This window comes from Allobaculum sp. JKK-2023, assembly GCF_034745455.1.
Taxonomy (GTDB): domain Bacteria; phylum Bacillota_I; class Bacilli_A; order Erysipelotrichales; family Erysipelotrichaceae; genus Allobaculum.
In genome coordinates this window covers 2,840,101-2,857,033 of record NZ_JAYERV010000003.1, presented here as the reverse complement: position 1 = coordinate 2,857,033, position 16,933 = coordinate 2,840,101, and the positions used below count along the sequence as shown (strand labels likewise).

The 16,933-nt window shown below is 47.5% G+C and carries 13 protein-coding genes; 2 read left to right on the top strand and 11 right to left on the bottom strand.

Features of this window, described 5'->3' with window-relative positions; genetic code table 11:
- Positions 1-231 precede the first annotated feature (231 nt).
- Both U4956_RS11585 and U4956_RS11580 read right to left on the bottom strand, forming a co-directional pair.
- Positions 232-1,134: a BglG family transcription antiterminator gene (locus tag U4956_RS11585; protein ID WP_323090850.1), complete on the bottom strand. Its 903-nt coding sequence runs from the start codon at positions 1,132-1,134 to the stop codon at positions 232-234.
- A gap of 353 nt (positions 1,135-1,487) precedes the next feature.
- Positions 1,488-2,363: a MurR/RpiR family transcriptional regulator gene (locus tag U4956_RS11580; protein WP_323090849.1), complete on the bottom strand. Its 876-nt coding sequence runs from the start codon at positions 2,361-2,363 to the stop codon at positions 1,488-1,490.
- Between the two features lie 350 nt (positions 2,364-2,713).
- Here U4956_RS11580 and U4956_RS11575 point away from each other — a divergent pair, with 350 nt between their 5' ends.
- Together U4956_RS11575 and U4956_RS11570 are read left to right on the top strand one after the other, a co-directional pair.
- Entirely contained in the window at positions 2,714-3,358 is a 645-nt protein-coding gene (locus U4956_RS11575; protein WP_323090848.1) for a hypothetical protein, read from the top strand.
- A gap of 269 nt (positions 3,359-3,627) precedes the next feature.
- On the top strand, positions 3,628-3,885 hold the full coding sequence (locus tag U4956_RS11570) for a heavy metal-associated domain-containing protein (RefSeq protein WP_323090847.1): 258 nt from the start codon (positions 3,628-3,630) through the stop codon (positions 3,883-3,885).
- Between the two features lie 169 nt (positions 3,886-4,054).
- Here the strand turns inward: U4956_RS11570 and U4956_RS11565 are convergent, their stop codons facing one another.
- The 9 genes from U4956_RS11565 to U4956_RS11525 all read right to left on the bottom strand — a co-directional run bounded on the left by U4956_RS11565 (position 4,055) and on the right by U4956_RS11525 (position 16,610).
- On the bottom strand, positions 4,055-5,527 hold the full coding sequence (locus tag U4956_RS11565) for a C69 family dipeptidase (protein ID WP_323090846.1): 1,473 nt from the start codon (positions 5,525-5,527) through the stop codon (positions 4,055-4,057).
- Positions 5,528-5,876: 349 nt separating this feature from the next.
- Entirely contained in the window at positions 5,877-6,995 is a 1,119-nt protein-coding gene (locus U4956_RS11560; protein WP_323091503.1) for an alpha/beta hydrolase, read from the bottom strand.
- 291 nt (positions 6,996-7,286) lie between these two features.
- A complete protein-coding gene (locus U4956_RS11555) occupies positions 7,287-8,915 on the bottom strand; it encodes a hypothetical protein (RefSeq protein ID WP_323090844.1) in 1,629 nt (542 codons plus the stop codon).
- Between the two features lie 155 nt (positions 8,916-9,070).
- On the bottom strand, positions 9,071-10,567 hold the full coding sequence (rlmD, locus tag U4956_RS11550; protein WP_323090843.1) for a 23S rRNA (uracil(1939)-C(5))-methyltransferase RlmD: 1,497 nt from the start codon (positions 10,565-10,567) through the stop codon (positions 9,071-9,073).
- Complete coding sequence (locus U4956_RS11545; protein WP_323090842.1) at positions 10,557-11,333, bottom strand: methyltransferase domain-containing protein; 777 nt, start codon at positions 11,331-11,333, stop codon at positions 10,557-10,559. Before U4956_RS11545 ends, rlmD begins: the two co-directional genes overlap by 11 nt.
- 159 nt (positions 11,334-11,492) lie before the next feature.
- Positions 11,493-12,695, bottom strand: a complete 1,203-nt coding sequence (gene thiI / locus U4956_RS11540; protein WP_323090841.1) for a tRNA uracil 4-sulfurtransferase ThiI — start codon at positions 12,693-12,695, stop codon at positions 11,493-11,495.
- Entirely contained in the window at positions 12,679-13,806 is a 1,128-nt protein-coding gene (locus tag U4956_RS11535; RefSeq protein WP_323090840.1) for a cysteine desulfurase family protein, read from the bottom strand. The genes thiI and U4956_RS11535 overlap by 17 nt, the downstream gene beginning before the upstream one ends.
- Positions 13,803-15,587: a septation ring formation regulator EzrA gene (locus U4956_RS11530; protein ID WP_323090839.1), complete on the bottom strand. Its 1,785-nt coding sequence runs from the start codon at positions 15,585-15,587 to the stop codon at positions 13,803-13,805. Before U4956_RS11530 ends, U4956_RS11535 begins: the two co-directional genes overlap by 4 nt.
- 546 nt (positions 15,588-16,133) lie before the next feature.
- Positions 16,134-16,610 (bottom strand): TMEM175 family protein, encoded by a 477-nt coding sequence (locus tag U4956_RS11525; RefSeq protein ID WP_323090838.1) that lies wholly within the window; start codon positions 16,608-16,610, stop codon positions 16,134-16,136.
- Between the last annotated feature and the right edge of the window lie 323 nt (positions 16,611-16,933).

The following is a 16,933-nucleotide window of genomic DNA, read 5'->3' as shown; positions in this document are numbered from 1 at the left end:
GCGGAACGATCTTCGGATTGTGCCAAAGTCTCAAGGCTGGTCCTGCGTCGGTAAGGGGGATGCGGGATGCCAGTACTGCGATACTAGGCTGTATCCCATAAAATTTGGATTTGTGGATTCCCTTCGGGGAGTTTTGGTCCTCAAAGCGGGGCTTAGATAAGGATCTTGTATCTTAACCCTTCTCCCGCCGGCTAATGCCGAACACTGTTCGCAGACAGGGATGTAACCGTTTTATCCTACCAGGGATAAAACAACCTCATTTAACGAAGGGGTCAGCAGCTGGGTTTTCAGGTAGTTGGAAGACGTTGGAAGACGGCTGATCAACTGACAGCTGGCCAGAACCTCGCTCAGGGCCTGGATTTCATTGGAGTTGACCACCAGATCCGCATATTGGCTGACATAGTGGAAAATTTCCTGGGCCATGCGATAACTGCGATTCTGAAGGGGGCTGACATCAGCGAGCATGAGCAGGTGGTTATTTTTGATGCGGGAGACGGCGATAGTCAGATACCGGACCAGCTCTTCAAAAGAGGTATCAGTCAGATAGGTATCAAACTGCTTTTCCTGCTCAAAGACGATCTTCTTTAACAGATGGCTGTCGACCAGAGTATGGCCTAAATACTTGCGGCCCATCGCCGAAGCCTGCTTGTAGGTGTCTGCGATCAAGGTCCGTTTTTTGGATTCAAGTCCCAGAACGAGCAGTCCACGATTGGCTTTAGATTCGACTTCCAGACTGGATGCCGCTAAAAGACGTTTGATATCCGGCAGATCTTTGATGATGGTCTGACGGCCGACAATCAGCCGGTCTGCCAGATCAGCCAAAGTCATATAGCCTTCACTGTCAGCCAGGATGCAGGAGGCAATCTGGATTCTTTCCTGGGCAGTCAGTTTGAACGTATACAGCTGCTCCTGATTGAGCAGGTCACGAATCTGCGTAAAACTTTCATCGCAGATACACCTGCCCCGGCTGACTTCAATGGGCAGCAGGTTATGGCTGGATAAATACAGGTTCAGTTCTTTGAGATCATTGCGCACTGTCCGGCTGGAAACCTGAAAGCGGGATGCGATCTGTTCGATAGTAGCCTGGGGCGTTTCAAGCAAAAACTCCACCAGATTTTCCTGGCGTTTGTTCATAAAGTCAGTTTAGCATTGTACTTTTTAAAAAAGCTTTGAATTCTATGATTAAAAAATGCAAATACTTTGTTTGTTTGTGAACTGTCTGATTCTCCTGCGTTTTTTCGAATCCTCCCTTTTGCCTCTTTTCTTTCCATCCGCTCCTTTTGCTCTCTTTCAGTTCCGTTTGTTCTCTTGCGAATGCGCTTTTTTGTTCTTGATTTTGAAGTCCATTTCAGTCCTTGACATGGGTACGTTTGGATCTGGAAGGTGCTTTTCTGTTCTTTGGCTGCTCAATCCACTTTGCATGGTCCTTTCTTCTTGTCAGCAAAAAATGCCTGTCCCATTTCATAAGCAGGCATTCTGTTATTGCATTACGCTTCCCGATCCAGGGCCGCCAGAGAGCTCAGGCGTCGGTCTTTTTCCAGGATTCGGCCGATCTCCTGTCGTCTGGACAGATTGGACTCAAAGTTTTTCTGGTAAATGCAGCCAAACAACACGTCCATCAGATACGTCAGCGCAATATTAACGGTAAAATTGGCAATTTTGTCCGTCAGTTTTTCGCGGGTGCAGATTCGCAGGGCCACGGCTGCATCCTGTTCAATCGAGTTATCTCCAAGGCCTGTAATCGAGATATAGGACAGTCCCCGTTCTTTGACAATCGCCACACACTCTTTGAGAATTTCCAGTTCGCCTGAATAGGAAATGATCAGGATGCAGTCCTGTTTTGTGGCGGTATAGGCAGAAGTTGCCGGACAGTTGGTAATGATGACATGGCGATGCAGGCGCTGCATGTTCAGCTGGAATGACTGTAAAGCGGCCTGATTGAAGGGGTCTGTCAGAATATAAAGGGTCTGCGCATGATCCATCCTGGTGACCGCCTGAAACAGCTGGTCACTGTCCAGAAGATTCAGCGTATCCTGCAAGGCATTCTGCTCCAGCAAGGCAAGATTGCGGGCAATTTCAATCTGTGAGTTCTGGGTGTTGAAGGGAATGTTGGCATCAACATCCAGATTGACTGTATCCAGATAGTTCTTTTCCTTCAGCCACTCCTCCCGCAGGCTCACCCAGCCATCAAATCCCATTTTGTGGGCGATCCGAATCAGAGTGGATGGAGAGGTAAACGTCGCCTGGGCGATTTCCTTGGTCGTCCTGTTGCGGACGGCTTCTCCCTGTTCCATCAAATAATTGACGACGATCTGTTCCGATTCTGAAAAATCAGTCAGGCAGAATTTATCACTCAGCAGCATCTTCTTTTCCTCGCTTTCTTATGACGTCTCTTTACAATATCTCTTTATAAACTCTATCTTTACAGACATGTTCTTCGTTAAAGCCATGATTTCGTTTCGTTTTCTGAATTGACTGTGAAACCGTTTTCGATTTTAATATATCGGACTGAATGAAATGCCGTTTACAAAAAATCGGCCCTGAAATGGGTTTCCGTGTAAACGGCATTACAGGATCCGGATGAAAGATTGCCTTGTGGCAGACCTTTCTCGATAATGAGCATGCAAAAAGCGAAAGCAAAAGCGAATTTCATACACTTGTGAAGATATCGAAAATCATTCGAATTCAGATTCATGGAAAAGGAGGAACGATCATGACACAGCTGTATACCCCCACCCCACAGACAAGAGAAAATGCCCATGCGATGCTCAACTGGGTGCGCCATCAAAACCTCAGTGATACTTGCATCCACTGTCCGGACTGTGGATCGATTTCCTTTTGCACAAATCGATACCTGGCTCAGATTGAAATTGATGAAGATATTGTTTCGTTATACATGGAAGCAAAAGCGACAGGCGAACAGGTTTTCTTCCTGCATTTCCAGGCCGTAGATCTGGATGATTCCATCGAAAAAGTCAAAGTCTTTCTGTACCGCCTCTATCATGATGAAGATCAGGACGACAATGAAGAGAAGATTCCAGACCTCCATCAGCCCATTGAAATGCTGATCTGCTGCACCAGCGGCATTACATCCACCATGTATGCCCGTCTGATTACCCGCAGACTTGGCAGCGATCTGGTTCATGCCGATGCAAAAAGCGTATTCAACCTGACGAATGAAGATGATCAGTACGATCTGATTCTGCTTGCCCCACAGGTTCACTACATGTTTGAAGAGGTCAGCAGCCGCTTTCCGGGCAAAGTACACCGCATCGAGACGATGGATTTTGCGACTGACCGTATTTCAGGCACCCTGCGCCAGCTCAACACTCTTTCTGAGTCTACTCTGGTCTGCTGAAGGATAAAATCTGGTGGTCAAGAAGTCTTGGTAACCCAGGCAGAGGCTGCTTTTTCGTCCTTTTTGAGCGCAGCTCTGGATGGACGAGATCGATGGTTCTGCTCTGCTTTTTTCTCTTTTTCCAGATCTATCTCCACCTGTCGGATCTGGACTTCTTTTCAGACTGAAATTTCTGTCTGGATGGAATTGTGCTATGCTTGAATCATTAAGTAAGTTGAAACTAACCTCATGAACGTCTACGCAATTTCAATCAAGGAGAACGATAGAACATGGAAAAAACAGTCTTGAAAATCGATGACATGATGTGCGGCATGTGTGAGTCGCACATCAACCAGGTCATTTATAAACAATTTGACGTCAAAAAAGTGACGTCTTCCCATCGCAAAGGAACAACGGAAATTCTTTCTGAAAAGCCGCTCGATCAGGAAGCTTTGAAGCAGGCCATTGGCCAGACCGGCTATTCTTTGCAAGGGATCCGCACTGAACCCTATGCCGCAAAGAAATTCTCATTGTTCCATCGTGGATAACTCTGATCTCTTTTTGGGGATTAAAAAACTCCTTCTTCCACCACAGAGAAGGAGTTTTTTAGTGCACAAAACTGGATCGATCCACGTTGCGTCCTGTATTCGAAAAGAGTGTCGGCCAATTCAAAAGCAAAGACTGGAGAAGATCCATTCAGTTCAAGGGATAAGCAGATTAGTTGTCAGCCCGGGCGTAACCGTTTTTCATCAACATGGAGGCGGTGAAAAGAACCTGATAAAGCAGATCGTCGGTTTCTTTCTGGACCATGGCACAGATCTTCTGGTTTTGCGCATCGCAGAAGTCTACGGCATTGTCACCAGCATGGAAAGCCTTTTCCCCTTCGAGCATTAAAGCTCTTGCCTTGGAGTCCACAACTTCCTGATAACGCTCGATATAGATGATTTCCTGATCGTGATGCGCATCCGCTAAGGCAGCAATCAGGCGGCTGCTCCAGTAGAAGTTATTGGTGTTGACTGTCATGGTTGTATTGGACAGGTAAGCCGGTACGGTGTTGATGTTCGTATAGACAGGGACAATCGTGTTATAGACATTCGATCCAAATGCAATCCATTCGACAGCGGAAATTGGAGCTGGAACGTCGTTGCGCAGTTCGGCAATGGAAACAAAGATGGTCCGGTTGATCCCAATTGGCCGGAACAGGCCAGACTGAGGTCCACCAGAGAACACGCTGTATGGCGTACCCTGGTAGGTTGAAGAGAGAACATATTTCACGTCTTCGACCGTAATTTTGTTTTCAGGCTGCAGGCACCAGGCAAGCGTGTCGCTGGCTGGTCCTTTGACCAGATCATTGGCACTGGCCGAGAAACTGGATGGATTAAAGTAGCGCTGACCATACCACACTCTTGGGGTGTTATAGACATGGTCAGAATCCGTATGGCTGCCAAACGCAAGCCGGGCACTGAACTTTCCTTTGGAAAGATTGAGATGATTGGCTTCGACAAATTCCTGAATATCCGGCGAGGCCATAAAGTTTTTCTGGGTCGTTACTGCATCTTCCAGGTCAAAGAAGTCAATGGAGAATTCATTGGCAATCACAGAATAGCAGTCGTCCGGCAGCCGGCGTGCAATCCAGTGATGGCCGCCGACAGTTTCAAGATACCAGATTTCGTCATGATCTGAAAAGGCAATTCCGTTATTCTCATAGGTGCCATATTGTTCCAGTAACATTCCCAAACGCTTTACGCCTTCACGAGCGGACTGAATGTAAGGTAAAACCAGAACAACGATATCTTCTTCCCCGATGCCGCCCGCTTTTTCTGGCTGGCCATTTGCGGCGGGCACATATTCAACCAGTGGATCCGCCGCAAGAACACGGGGATTTGTGGTAATGGTTTCCGTTGCAGTCATCGCAACATTGGCTGCATTGATCCCGGAAGCCGCCCAAAGACCGCGCTGTTTCGCTTCTGGTTCGATGTTTGGAACCGAAGTATAGCGCATGGGGTTTGCGGGCAGCGGAATTTCAACATGGGATAAAACCGAGTGATAAACAGATGGCTGCATAGAAGGCAGAACAACCGCAAATTTTTTGATATCAAAGCGGCCTGTTCCATTATCATCATTGCGGGCAATCAAAGTTGATCCATTATTAGAAGCATTTTTTCCGACAAGAATTGTTGTACAAGGCATATTATTTTCCCTCCTGAACTTTACATGAGCTGTTGGGCTCGTATCGATCTGATTGTAAATCAGTCATTCGCAAAGTGCCCTTGATTTGGCTTAACAGATTTCCATTCTTAATTCAGATGCTTTCCTTATTTCATACAGTTTATTTCATACAGTTTATTTCATACAGTTTATTTCATACAGTTTATTTCATACAGTTTCATCCCCTGAACTTATTCCTGAATCTTCTTCCCTGTTTTTGTGCGCGAGTGCAGACAAAAACCCGGCCTGTCTGGAAAGCCGGGTTCGCATGACGTCTTTTTGAGTGGTGCCTGACTGAAGCAAGCTGAAAGCTGATCTCAGGCCAGGCAAATCAAAACTTGCCTGGGCAATGGCTGAAGTCGTTATCCTGTTTGTTCGTTTTGAAATCTGTTCCTTCCTGTTCATTGCCATTGGAAATAAGAATTGGCTGTCCCGTGTCTGCTCTCTGACTGGTTCCATACTCTTCCAGAAAAGCCTGAATGCGGGTCCAGTAAAAGTGTGGTTCTTTGCAGGCAGACTGGCAATGCGCTGCGTTTTCAATGAAATACGCATCTTCCAAATGCGGGCCCGCTGCCTGAATGACCTGATCAAGGTTCGAAAATGGGACGAAGTCATCTTCCCGTCCATGAAAGGCCAGAATGGGGTAGATCGTCCGGGCAAGTTTAGGGCGTACATCCAGATCCTTCATCGAAAACTTGCAGACGCGTTCGCATAACCATTCACAGATCTGCAGCGTTGGATATTCAGGCACCTGCAAAACCGAAAGCAGAGAATGATCCATCTGTTCATACAGACTGACATACCCGCAGTCTTCAATGATGCCTTTTATCTGCGGATCTTGCAGGTCGCTCAGATTCATGACTGAGGCAGCACCCATGGACACGCCATACAGGAAAATATCGAGATCAGGATTTTTCGCTTCCAGGGTTTCGATCCACTTGACATGGTCTTCTCTTTCCAGAGTGCCCATGCCCGTCCAGTTTCCGTTATCCGAACCAAACCCCCGGGAGTGAGTCAGGAATACCGAGTAGCCCAGTTCATAAAAATGGGTAGCCTGGTCAAAAACACTGGTAAAGGAATAATCGCCAAATCCATGGCACATATAGACCAGACCTTTAGGCGGCTGCTCCGGCTCAAGAAGATAGCCATGCAAAGGATACGGTTTTGCATCGAGGAGATCGAGTTGTCTGGCATTGTCCTGCACCCATTTCAGGGTCTTTTTCTCTTTGTCCTTGAGTTTGCGGTTATCGGCCAGCTCGATGACTTTCGCTGCGCCAAAGCCGACTTTTGTATTCAGGCCAACATATAAAATCAACAGAGAGTACAGGATGATGACCAGGCCATCGATTGCAAGAGCGATCAGACCGTACTTCCAGTTGATAAAAAGCAGAATCAAAGGAACGGCGATCATTGCGCCTTCGACAAGTGACCATGTCCATCTGACTTTCACTTTCAATGAAATCATCCCCTTTGTATTCACTTCACGTATCAACTCTATCTTATCCTTTTCGATTGAATTTCTCTTTCAGGATGGATAATCAATTTACTTTGTTCCCTCTGTTGAACGCTTCCTGCACCAGGGTGAACCGTAAAAGGCGGCAGGCCTTTTTTTCTGTTTGATTTCCAGTTGAAAAAATCTGTCCGTCTTTTCATACCAGGGATCCATTCTGCTTTCTGGCAGAGAGCCATTCAGTTTTTTATTCTTTTTGAGTGTCCTTGGTGTTCTTTGCGATTGGCTTTCTCAATTGATCTTCCGATCTGAGGCTTCATCTTTATATTTGCGAAGAATATGTTTCATCTTTTCGATAGGATACGGCGCTTCTTCTTTTGAGTAGGTCTGGATGGATCGAATGGTGGCGATGGCTTCATGATTGTCTGCACCAGCCGGAACAATCACCTGATCTTCCAAAGCAAAGTCATCCTGATCAGCAAGATATGAGTAGGTCCGCTTTCCATGACCAAAGACAACATTGCAGAAAATAAAATGGTCTTGTTCAGAGGATCCTTTTTTCTTGCGGCTGGCCCCGAAGATTTCACCGGTTCTGAACGAAGCCGTGAAATCTTCGATTTCTTCAATAAAATCCAGCCATACTTCTGGAAGTTCATTCTGGTCAAAAGAACTCGTGATCTGCTTCAGTCGCCCATGATGCCGGGCGGTAATCCGGACAGAATATTTGGGAAAGGATAACGCATCAGCCCGGCGGAGTTTCTCTTTCCTTCTGGAAAATGAGCTTTCATTCATCGTATCCAGATCATTCATGATTTCACCTTCTTCATCCAGACTTTCCGCAATCCAGACAAGATCCTCCAGAATTTCCATTACCCATTGGCTTGCTTTCCAGGTTTTGTTCTCTTTAAATCCCGAGCTGGTTTCTCTTCGATAGTCCAAAGTACCAGAGGTCCCATCCAGAATCAGAAACTCGCGATCCGCCAGGACTTCTGGTTTCTCTGTTGTTTCCTGTTCTTCGAAAAGAGAATTCTCATCTTCCGCATACCGGCAATACTGAATTTCGACATGCTGGATGACATCGGGAAGGCCATCAAAAACAAGCAGATCACTACGGCCCAGCTCTGCCCGGATCAGATCGGATAAGCCACCCGATGGCGTAGGCGGATCGTAACATAATGGGCCGGAGGCTTTATACCGTTTCCCCTCGGCATTGGTCAATGTCAGCTGCCATGGACTGATATCCGTTACGAAATCCGTTCGATGCTCCTTTTTAAAATAGCCGCTGACTGCTTCCATGATTTTAGCGGCTCTTTCTGGTGCAATGCGATAATTCTGTTTTTCAAACAGTTCATGATGGACTGATGCAGTTCCAAATTGATAGCGCAAAAGCTTGATTCGGCCATCCGCTGTAATGGTCAGCTGCTGCTCAACTTCAGAGTCTGGTCGGTAGGGTGCTGCGCAATATCCTGTATTGGGTGAGGAGAGCTGGAATTTCCACAGCTTACCCTCAAAAAGAGGAGAAGCGTTGTAAATCTGTCGGCTTTCTTCTTCCACCAGTTCGGGTGGTCTTGTCATTTCAGCAAGTCTTTCCAAGGCGGTGGCCATCCAGGTCCGGTGGTTTTCATCGAGCAAATGTTCGCAATAGGACCAGTGGGTGACATAGCGCCAGTGCGAAAAAATGGCAGAAGTAATCAGTGAGATCTCATCAATGTCCCCAATGATCTGCTCCAGCCCGTCAATTTCATAAAAAGCATTTGTTCCAAACCGCTCGATAAACCGGTTTCCGCAGTCCATCTCAAATCCAAACGCAAAACACTGCTCAGAAAATCCTTCAAACACATCCAACTCCGTTGTTTTGGAGTTGGTATACAAACGAAGATATTTCATCGCAAATCTGTAAATTTCTTCCTGATTCTTCATAGGCAAGTCTCCTTTCTTTTTCGATTCTTCTCTTGTCCTGATTCTTCTCTTTGGATGATTCCATCCTATCGAAACGGTAAAAAAGCGAAAAGTCTTTCCGGGCTTTTCGCTTCGTATTTCTGTTCAATGAAAAAGATGGAGCGGATGGCTGCAGCTTATCTGGTTTTTGGCGACCGGTTTCTTGGTGGATAAGGCTTGTTGCCCCCACGGCGGTCATTCGGTCTGCCTGATGGCCTTCGATTGTCTTTTGATGGACGGCGGTGGTCTCTGGCTGATGGCTTACAAGTCTTGCGGCTGATCGTTTTTTCCTTCTCCTTTACGGATGTGAAATTTTCTGGAGCTTTCAGTCGAAGCAGGCAGGCCGTTTCAACATGCGGGGTCTGGGAGAAGAAGTCAAAAGGCTGAACGCGCTCAATTTCGTATTTGCTTTGAAGAACGGCCAGATCCTTGCCCAGCGTGGAAGGGTTGCAGGAGACATAAATCAGGGTTTTCGGTTCAGATTTCAGAATGGCTTCCTTCATCTGGCTGTTCAGGCCGGAACGGGGCGGATCGACGATGAGGGTATCGATCTTGCTTTTTTCCAGTTTTGTCATTTCCTCCCCTGCATCGCCGCAGATGAAGGAGACATTTTCCTTGCCATTGATCAGGGCGTTTTCATTGGCATTGACGACCGCATCTTCAATATATTCGATCCCCAGAACCTTGTCGGCTTTATTTGCCACAAATAATGAAATCGCTCCGATGCCCGAATAGGCTTCGACTAAAAAGTCGGAATGAGGCGGAATCCAGGAGGCGATAGTTTTATACAGATTGACCGCCTGACGGGTGTTGAGCTGGAAAAACGATTTAGGCAGCAGATCGAGCGCAAAATCATCGAGCTGCAGGGTCATCTTCATATCCCCGCCAAGATGCAGGACTTTCTGGCCAAAGAGTTCATAGCCTGGATCCTCTGGTTCTTTGATGGACTGCCAGACCGAGGCCGTTTCAGGGATGGTTTCCAGAATCTGATCCACCAGCGGCTGCGGGATTTCCATTTCGGTGGTCACAAAGACAACATGGACTTTGCCATCGAATTCTTTGAGAACCAGCGTCATCAGGCCTTCGGGATGATCTTTCGTCGAAGGCCTGAGACCGGCTTGCTGAACGAGCGGCATCAAAGCCGCGCGGACATGTTCGAGTTTTTTGGAGTGGATGATACAGCGATCCAAAGGAACAAATTCGTTGGTTCCCTTTTTGAACATGCCCGTTGTTGTCTGGTCATTTTCATCCAGTCCGAATGGCAGCTTGCAGGCGTTGCGGTAGCCAAGCGGATCGGGATTTTTGATCATGGGTTCGATTTTACCGGTGTAATCGGCATAACGGCGCAATGCTTCTTCGATGGCATGTTCTTTCATGCGCACCTGACCTTTATAGTCGACATGCATCAAAGAACAGCCGCCGCAGGTCTGCCAGTGCGGGCAGATGGCCTCTCTTCGGCGGGGGGCGCTTTCAAGAATGCGATGGACATGGCCGATCGCATAGGTTTCTTTATCTTCATCAATGATAATATCGACGACTTCGCCAGGGATGGCGCCTTCGACAAAGATCGCTTTTTTGTTGACGTAAGCAATCCCTTCGCCATTGATTCCCCAGCGTCTGATTTTAACTTTCATCTATTTTCCTCCAAAGACTCAGCACAAAGTCAAAGGTCACATCCAGGCCGTTTTTCAAAGACTGAATCTTTTCAATGCCCGCTTTCGGGGTTTTATAGAAATACGGCGTCATTTCCAGCAGCGTCATCACATCATCAACGTGCACAACCTGACTGATTTCCTGATGATCGACCAGTTCAAAGCCTTGAATCGGCTCTAAAGGCGGATTGAACCGGACTTGTGCATAGAGCTGCTCTTTCAGTTCATAGTGGTGCATTGTCCCGGGCGTGACGGTGATCAGATAGCCATTGTCTTTGAGAACTCTTGCAGCTTCTTGAGCCGGGATGGGAGTAAAAATAGATGTGGCAGCGTCAATGCTTTTATCTGCAAAAGGAAGATCATAAATGCTTCCAACGACGTACTGTGTCTTTTTATCCTGACCGGCTGCATGGGCAATGGCCGGAACACTCAGGTCTATGCCATAGGCCTCTTTGGCAGCCTGGGAAAACACATGGGTGTAATATCCCTGCCCGCATCCCAGATCAAGATAGGTATCAGGGTGAAGCTTGCGCAGGGTTTCCAGGATGGCCTGTCTTAAAAAATCATAGGGACCGGCTTCCAGAAAGGCAGTACGGGCTTTGACCATCAGGGCGTTGTCGCCTGAGGCTTTCTGTTTGCGGGAAAGATTGACATAGCCCTGTCTTGCCTGATCAAAGTTATGGCTGTTTTTACATTTAAAGGTGCGGCCCTCATGGATAAGGGGCTCGTGACAGATTGGGCAATTCATATCCCTATTATAGCTTTTTCATGGATTGCGGATGATTCAAAGCGCCTCCAGGCCAGGCAAAGAAAAACTGCTCTGTTTCCATGCGGGATATGAAAAGCGGAGCAGTCTGACTGGATTGAGTCTAAATTGAGTCTAGATTGGGTTTTGCAATTCTGTTTTCTAGAACAGATCCTCTTCATCTTTCTGAAGGGACTGCCCGGGCTGGACACGGATGGTTTCGACCATTTTGATGCAGTCATCCACCATAGTCTGCCAGTCCCAGCGGGCTTCGTATTCTTCACATTTGTCCAGTTTGGGTTTGGTGACTGGAGCTTTTGGTGTAAAGATGGTGCAGCAGTCTTCAAATGGAAGAATAGAAGTTTCATAGGTGCCGATATGCCGGGCAATGTTGATGATTTCGACTTTATCCATGCACACAACCGGACGAAGAATTGGCATGGTGGTGACGTTGTTGATCACATACATGCTCTCCAGCGTCTGGCTGGCCACCTGACCGACGGATTCGCCAGTGCCCACCGCCAGACAATGCCGTTCTTTGGCAAGTCCGGTGGCGATGCGCATCATCATGCGGCGCATGAGGGTGATCGCATAGCTTTCCGGCGCATACTGGTAGATGGCTAACTGCAAAGTCGTAAAGGGGACAACATGCACGACAAGATCGCCCTGGTAGGGAGCAATCAGACGGGCAAGGCTGAGGACTTTCTCTCTGGCATCGGCAGAGGTGTAAGGCGGAGCAGCAAAGTGAACGGCTTCAATATGAACTCCGCGTTTCATCATCAGATAGCTGGCAACCGGAGAATCGATACCGCCCGAGAGCAATACCATGGCCCGGCCGCCAATCCCCACCGGAAAGCCGCCTGCCCCCGGGATTTTATCGGTCATGATGTAGGCTGCATCCTGGCGGACTTCAATCATGATCAGCACATCGGGAGTATGGACGTCGACTTTCCAGTCGCTGCCTTTCAGAATCATGCTGGCGACAGTGCGGTTAATGGTATCGGAGTTGACGGGAAACATTTTATCATGGCGTCTTGCCTGCACCTTGAACGTTTTGGGAGTGCCAAGATCAAGCAGATGTTCAACGCCCCCCAGGATGTCTTCCATGGTCGGTTCAACTTTGATCGCCGGAGAGAAAGAGGAGATCCCGAACACTTTGCCAACAATCGCGCAGACCGGTTCCAGTTCATGGCCATGCAGATAGATGTACATGCGGTCGTATTCAGTGACAAACTCGAGGTCTTTAAAACCGGCGAGGGCTTTTTTTAGGTTGTCTTTGAGTTTCTGAATGAAGTTTTTCCGGTTCTTGCCTTTTAAGGACAGTTCTCCGTACCGGATCAGAATATGGTCATAGTGGTAAGCCATAAGCGTTTACGATCTCCTTTACTGTATCGATAAACTGATCAGCCTGCTGGATGGTGTTGTCTTCGCCAAAAGACAGGCGGATGTTGTGGGTTGCTTCTTTGGGGGTGCAGCCCATGTTGACTAAGACCGGATTGGCGCCGGCATGGCGGGATTCGCAGGTGCTGATGGCCGACACACAGATGCCTTTTTCATCCAGAGCATTCTGGAGAACCTGGCTGGTCATGGATTCAAAACAAAGACACAGAATCGTCGGACTGGCATCGGCTGGAGAAAGAACTTTCACGCCGCCAATTTCCGGCAGCCGTTCGAGAATTCGATCCCGGACGGCCTGAATCTGTTTCATGTTCTTCTTCTGGTTCGATAAAGCCAGGCGGATGGTTTTGGCCAAAGCAATATGGACGGGGGCATTTTCGGTTCCACCGCGAAGTCCCTGCTCTTGCTGGCCGCCAAAAATCAACGGCTGCAGGACGATATTTTTCTTTTTTTTCAGCAGGGCGGAGCCTTTCATGCCATGGATCTTGTGAGCGGACATGGTCATCAGATCCAGGTCGGTAAATGGAATCTCCAGCTTTCCAAAGCTCTGGGTACAGTCCGCATGGAAGGCGGCTGTCGGATGTTGGTGAACGATATCCGCAATGGCTTTGATGTCAGTGATCGCCCCCATTTCGTTGGAGACATGAAGAAGGGAGACCAGGATCGTGTCCTTGGTCATGGCTGCCTGCACATCTTCAGGATGAACACGACCATCGCTTTGAATGGGCAGACGGACAATTTCAAAACCGAGAGATTCGAGATAATTCATTGCCGCAGTCGTTGAGCTGTGTTCCGAGTTGGAAGTGATGATCCGCTTTCCACGGTGCTGGTTGGCTAAAGCATAGCCGACGACAGCCATGGAATTGGACTCACTTGCACAGGAAGTAAAGAGAATTTCTTCCGGTTTTGCCTCCAGCATGCTTGCAATGCGGGTTCTGCTTTCTTCAAGCAGGCGGTGTGACTTTCTGCCCAGCTGGTGGAGGGAATCCGGGTTTCCATACTCACCAAGCAGTTTTACAAAAAGAGCAGCAACTTCCTGGTTGACAGGAGTGGTTGCTGCATTGTCGAAATAAATCATACCTGATTCATGACCGCCGGATCTTTGCGGGCCACGAGCTTCTCATAAATTCCCGGATGAAGCGTTTCAATGGCCTGAATGGCGATCTTTAAGGCTCTGGTATATTCCCCGTTCTGGAAGCAGATTTCTGCTTTGTTCAGATCACTGTCCAGTGCCGGGTAGCTGGAACGGAACCGGTTGCCGAAGACAATTGCGTTTTCGACCATGACGGCTACGCCCACCAGGTTGCTTGCGTTCGAATACAGTTTATAAATAAAGTCGATTGCATCCTGCAGCTTGCTGTTGAGCTCTTTGACATCGAGTGGCGATGTGTTGAGAATCTTCTGCACGTCAGCAATTTTCTGTTCGCCTTGTTCAAGATCATCGTTAAAAGACTGAGAAATAGCCGGCAGTGCTTTGATACTGGTGTTGAGTCTGACCTCATTGAGAATCAGCTGCAATTTGACCAGCTGCTTGCGGGCACGATTGTCATCGCTGCTTGCACCGACAAGCATCTGTTTCATGTCACTGACTTCTTTGCCAAAGGATTCGATCTTTAAAGAGAAGGTCCGATAGCCATCGATGACTTCCACCTGATAGGTATCACTTTCTTCGAGGGCTTTCTGGATCTGGTCACGCTGGTTTTTTAAAGCTTCCATCTGTTCACGGGCTTTGGCAAAGCGGCGCGTCCAGTCTTCCAGACCAAAGCGGTCTTTGATGGAGGCATACAGACGAGTGATGTCATTGAGTTCACGTTCCACATCATCCACAACCCCGAAGTTGCCTTCAAGGTTTTTGTGGATTTCCAAAAACGCTTCATGTTCCTGCTCAATGTCAGCCTGCAAGGCGACAACCTGATCGGTGATCGCATCAATAGCCGGGGCTGCATTTTGAAGGTTACCGTTATCCAGACGGATCAGCGTGTCTTTCAGGGCGTTTTGAATCGCATCCAGTTTGTCATCGATCATCAGATAAGAAGGATCGATTTTCTCGGCTTCCATGCGGCCGGCTGCTTTTTTGACTTCTTCAATCCCTTTTGGCAGTTCAACACAGGCTTTCTGATACAGGGCCGGATATTCCTGCATATAGCGTTCAAATTCTGCGCACTTGCTATTGATATGGTCGATTTCTTCTTTTGCTTTATTAAAGGCGGCTCCCTCGAGCTTTTCATCCAGAACAGCCTGGCTGGCTTCAATGGCAGCTAACTGACCATCCATAAATTCCTGACCACTGCGGTAATCGGCTTTGTGATCGAGATAGGCGTTGCGCAGGCGGCGGATCTGTTCGTTCAGCTGTTCTGCTTTTTTACGGACTTCCGCTTCGCGGGAGAGAACGTTATCCAAAGACTGAGTGACAATCCGGATTCTTTCTTCGGTATCCTCCAGTACAGTTTCGACTTCGTCCATCGCGCGGATCGCTTTTTTATATTTATGGCGGGAGAAGAAATCAAAGGCTTTTTCGTACAGGTCTTCACATGCCTGAATCGATTCCATGCAGATTTCGTATTTCGGTTTAATCTCGTTGACTCTTTCCGAAAGATCTTCATTGGCTCTGGCAAAGGCAATGGCTTTGTTGTACTTGGACTGCAGACTGTTGGTCCGGATTTCATTGACATCAATTTCCAGCTCAGACAGGCGTCTGGAGACACGTCTTTTCTTGAGCATCCTTGAAATAATTCCGATCAGGATCAGAATTAAAATCGCTATCCCAATATAAATCATGACATCCATTGGTACATGACTTGTTACATATGTGTATATCGTCTTACACCAGTCTACAAACTGGTTCCAGGCATCTTGCATATAGCATCCCCCTTGCATTCGGTTCTCATTATAACAAACGCGATTTTCTTTGCACACAACAGTTATGTGTAATGCATTTTGAAAGCGGCTTTCTGCTTTACATACAGTGATTCTTTATTCTGCGTCAGTGTGGCAGAACAATGGGCAGTTTTATCAGGACAAGACAGCCAAAACCATATAGCGGACCTGGCTGCGATTTGGATGACAATTCCATTATAAATCAGGGTTCTGGCAATCCTGCTTGAATTACTGCCAGATCTGCGAGAGTTTTCGGATTTATACAGCCATTTTAAGATCTGTTCGCCCCAAAAGATCATTCAAAAATCAGTTTTCCAAAAAGCAGCTGGGAAATTCATCATGGATAAACTGATCTGGCTTCAGCGCCTGTCTTTCTGTCTGCCCTGCCAATTTTCAAAGGTTTAACGTTCGTATACAAAACGGAGAAAACAGCCGAGAAAACAATCGAGAAAACAATCGAGAAGACAATCGAAAACATAACTGCTGGCGGATAAACCATCCAGCAGATTCCAATTCCCGCCAGCTTGGTCACCGGACTGTAAAGCAGCAGCCGGGTCTGTTCATGAATATAGATGGGCAGGCTGGCCGGTTCATACGCACATTCGTCCATAGTATGAAGCAAGGCGATAAACAGCAAGTTGACCATCCCGTCCCAACTCCAAAAATTGTCTGAATCAGCTGACTGTGAAAGTCATCACTGGCAAGCATGGTCAGATAAGGGACCAGTGAGCAGACAAACAACATGACAAGGCCAATGATCACTGTCCGACTGCCGATGACATTGATCTGCGCAAAAAACTGGTTGGGCGACAGCCACAGAATGCCCAGCCAGAAAAAGGACAGAGTATACGAAAAATAGGAATTGCGCAAAGCCCAGAATCCAGCCAGAGTAGGCTGAACAGGCTTTTGCAGATTGAGGACGAGAAGAGTCATGATGATGGCAAGAACGGCATCGATCAATGCCACCAGTCTTTCTTTATTCAGATAGATCCTTTGGTTATTCATGGATACTCCCCCCTTTTTTTAAATTGAAGATTGCCTTGCAAATGGAATCCGCCAGAGAACTGAAAAGATCCGATTCCTGCCAAGTCGTGATCCCCTTTCAGTCTGGTTTTCGATTTTTTTTGCAACAAGTATAATGAGGCGGGACTTTCTCTCGGTTGAAAAAATGACTGAAAAAATCGGAAGAGAAAATCAGCAGCCGCCAGGCATCCTATCCCTTCTCTTCGTTCTTCGTTTTCTTCGCTCTTCGTTTTCTTCGCTCTTCGTTTTCTTCGCTCATTCTCCTTTTCGTTCCCCGCTTTTTCTTCTTTCCTGATCTGACTTCT

Bases quoted from the DNA above. Each gene is read 5' to 3' on its own strand.
- U4956_RS11585 (WP_323090850.1), bottom strand. From the start codon at position 1,134: ATGAACAAACGCCAGGAAAATCTGGTGGAGTTTTTGCTTGAAACGCCC.
- U4956_RS11545 (WP_323090842.1), bottom strand. From the start codon at position 11,333: ATGAATTGCCCAATCTGTCACGAGCCCCTTATCCATGAGGGCCGCACC.
- thiI (WP_323090841.1), bottom strand. From the start codon at position 12,695: ATGGCTTACCACTATGACCATATTCTGATCCGGTACGGAGAACTGTCC.
- rlmD (WP_323090843.1), bottom strand. From the start codon at position 10,567: ATGAAAGTTAAAATCAGACGCTGGGGAATCAATGGCGAAGGGATTGCT.
- U4956_RS11530 (WP_323090839.1), bottom strand. From the start codon at position 15,587: ATGCAAGATGCCTGGAACCAGTTTGTAGACTGGTGTAAGACGATATAC.
- U4956_RS11575 (WP_323090848.1), top strand. From the start codon at position 2,714: ATGACACAGCTGTATACCCCCACCCCACAGACAAGAGAAAATGCCCAT.
- U4956_RS11570 (WP_323090847.1), top strand. From the start codon at position 3,628: ATGGAAAAAACAGTCTTGAAAATCGATGACATGATGTGCGGCATGTGT.
- U4956_RS11525 (WP_323090838.1), bottom strand. From the start codon at position 16,610: ATGAATAACCAAAGGATCTATCTGAATAAAGAAAGACTGGTGGCATTG.
- U4956_RS11555 (WP_323090844.1), bottom strand. From the start codon at position 8,915: ATGAAGAATCAGGAAGAAATTTACAGATTTGCGATGAAATATCTTCGT.
- U4956_RS11565 (WP_323090846.1), bottom strand. From the start codon at position 5,527: ATGCCTTGTACAACAATTCTTGTCGGAAAAAATGCTTCTAATAATGGA.
- U4956_RS11580 (WP_323090849.1), bottom strand. From the start codon at position 2,363: ATGCTGCTGAGTGATAAATTCTGCCTGACTGATTTTTCAGAATCGGAA.
- U4956_RS11535 (WP_323090840.1), bottom strand. From the start codon at position 13,806: ATGATTTATTTCGACAATGCAGCAACCACTCCTGTCAACCAGGAAGTT.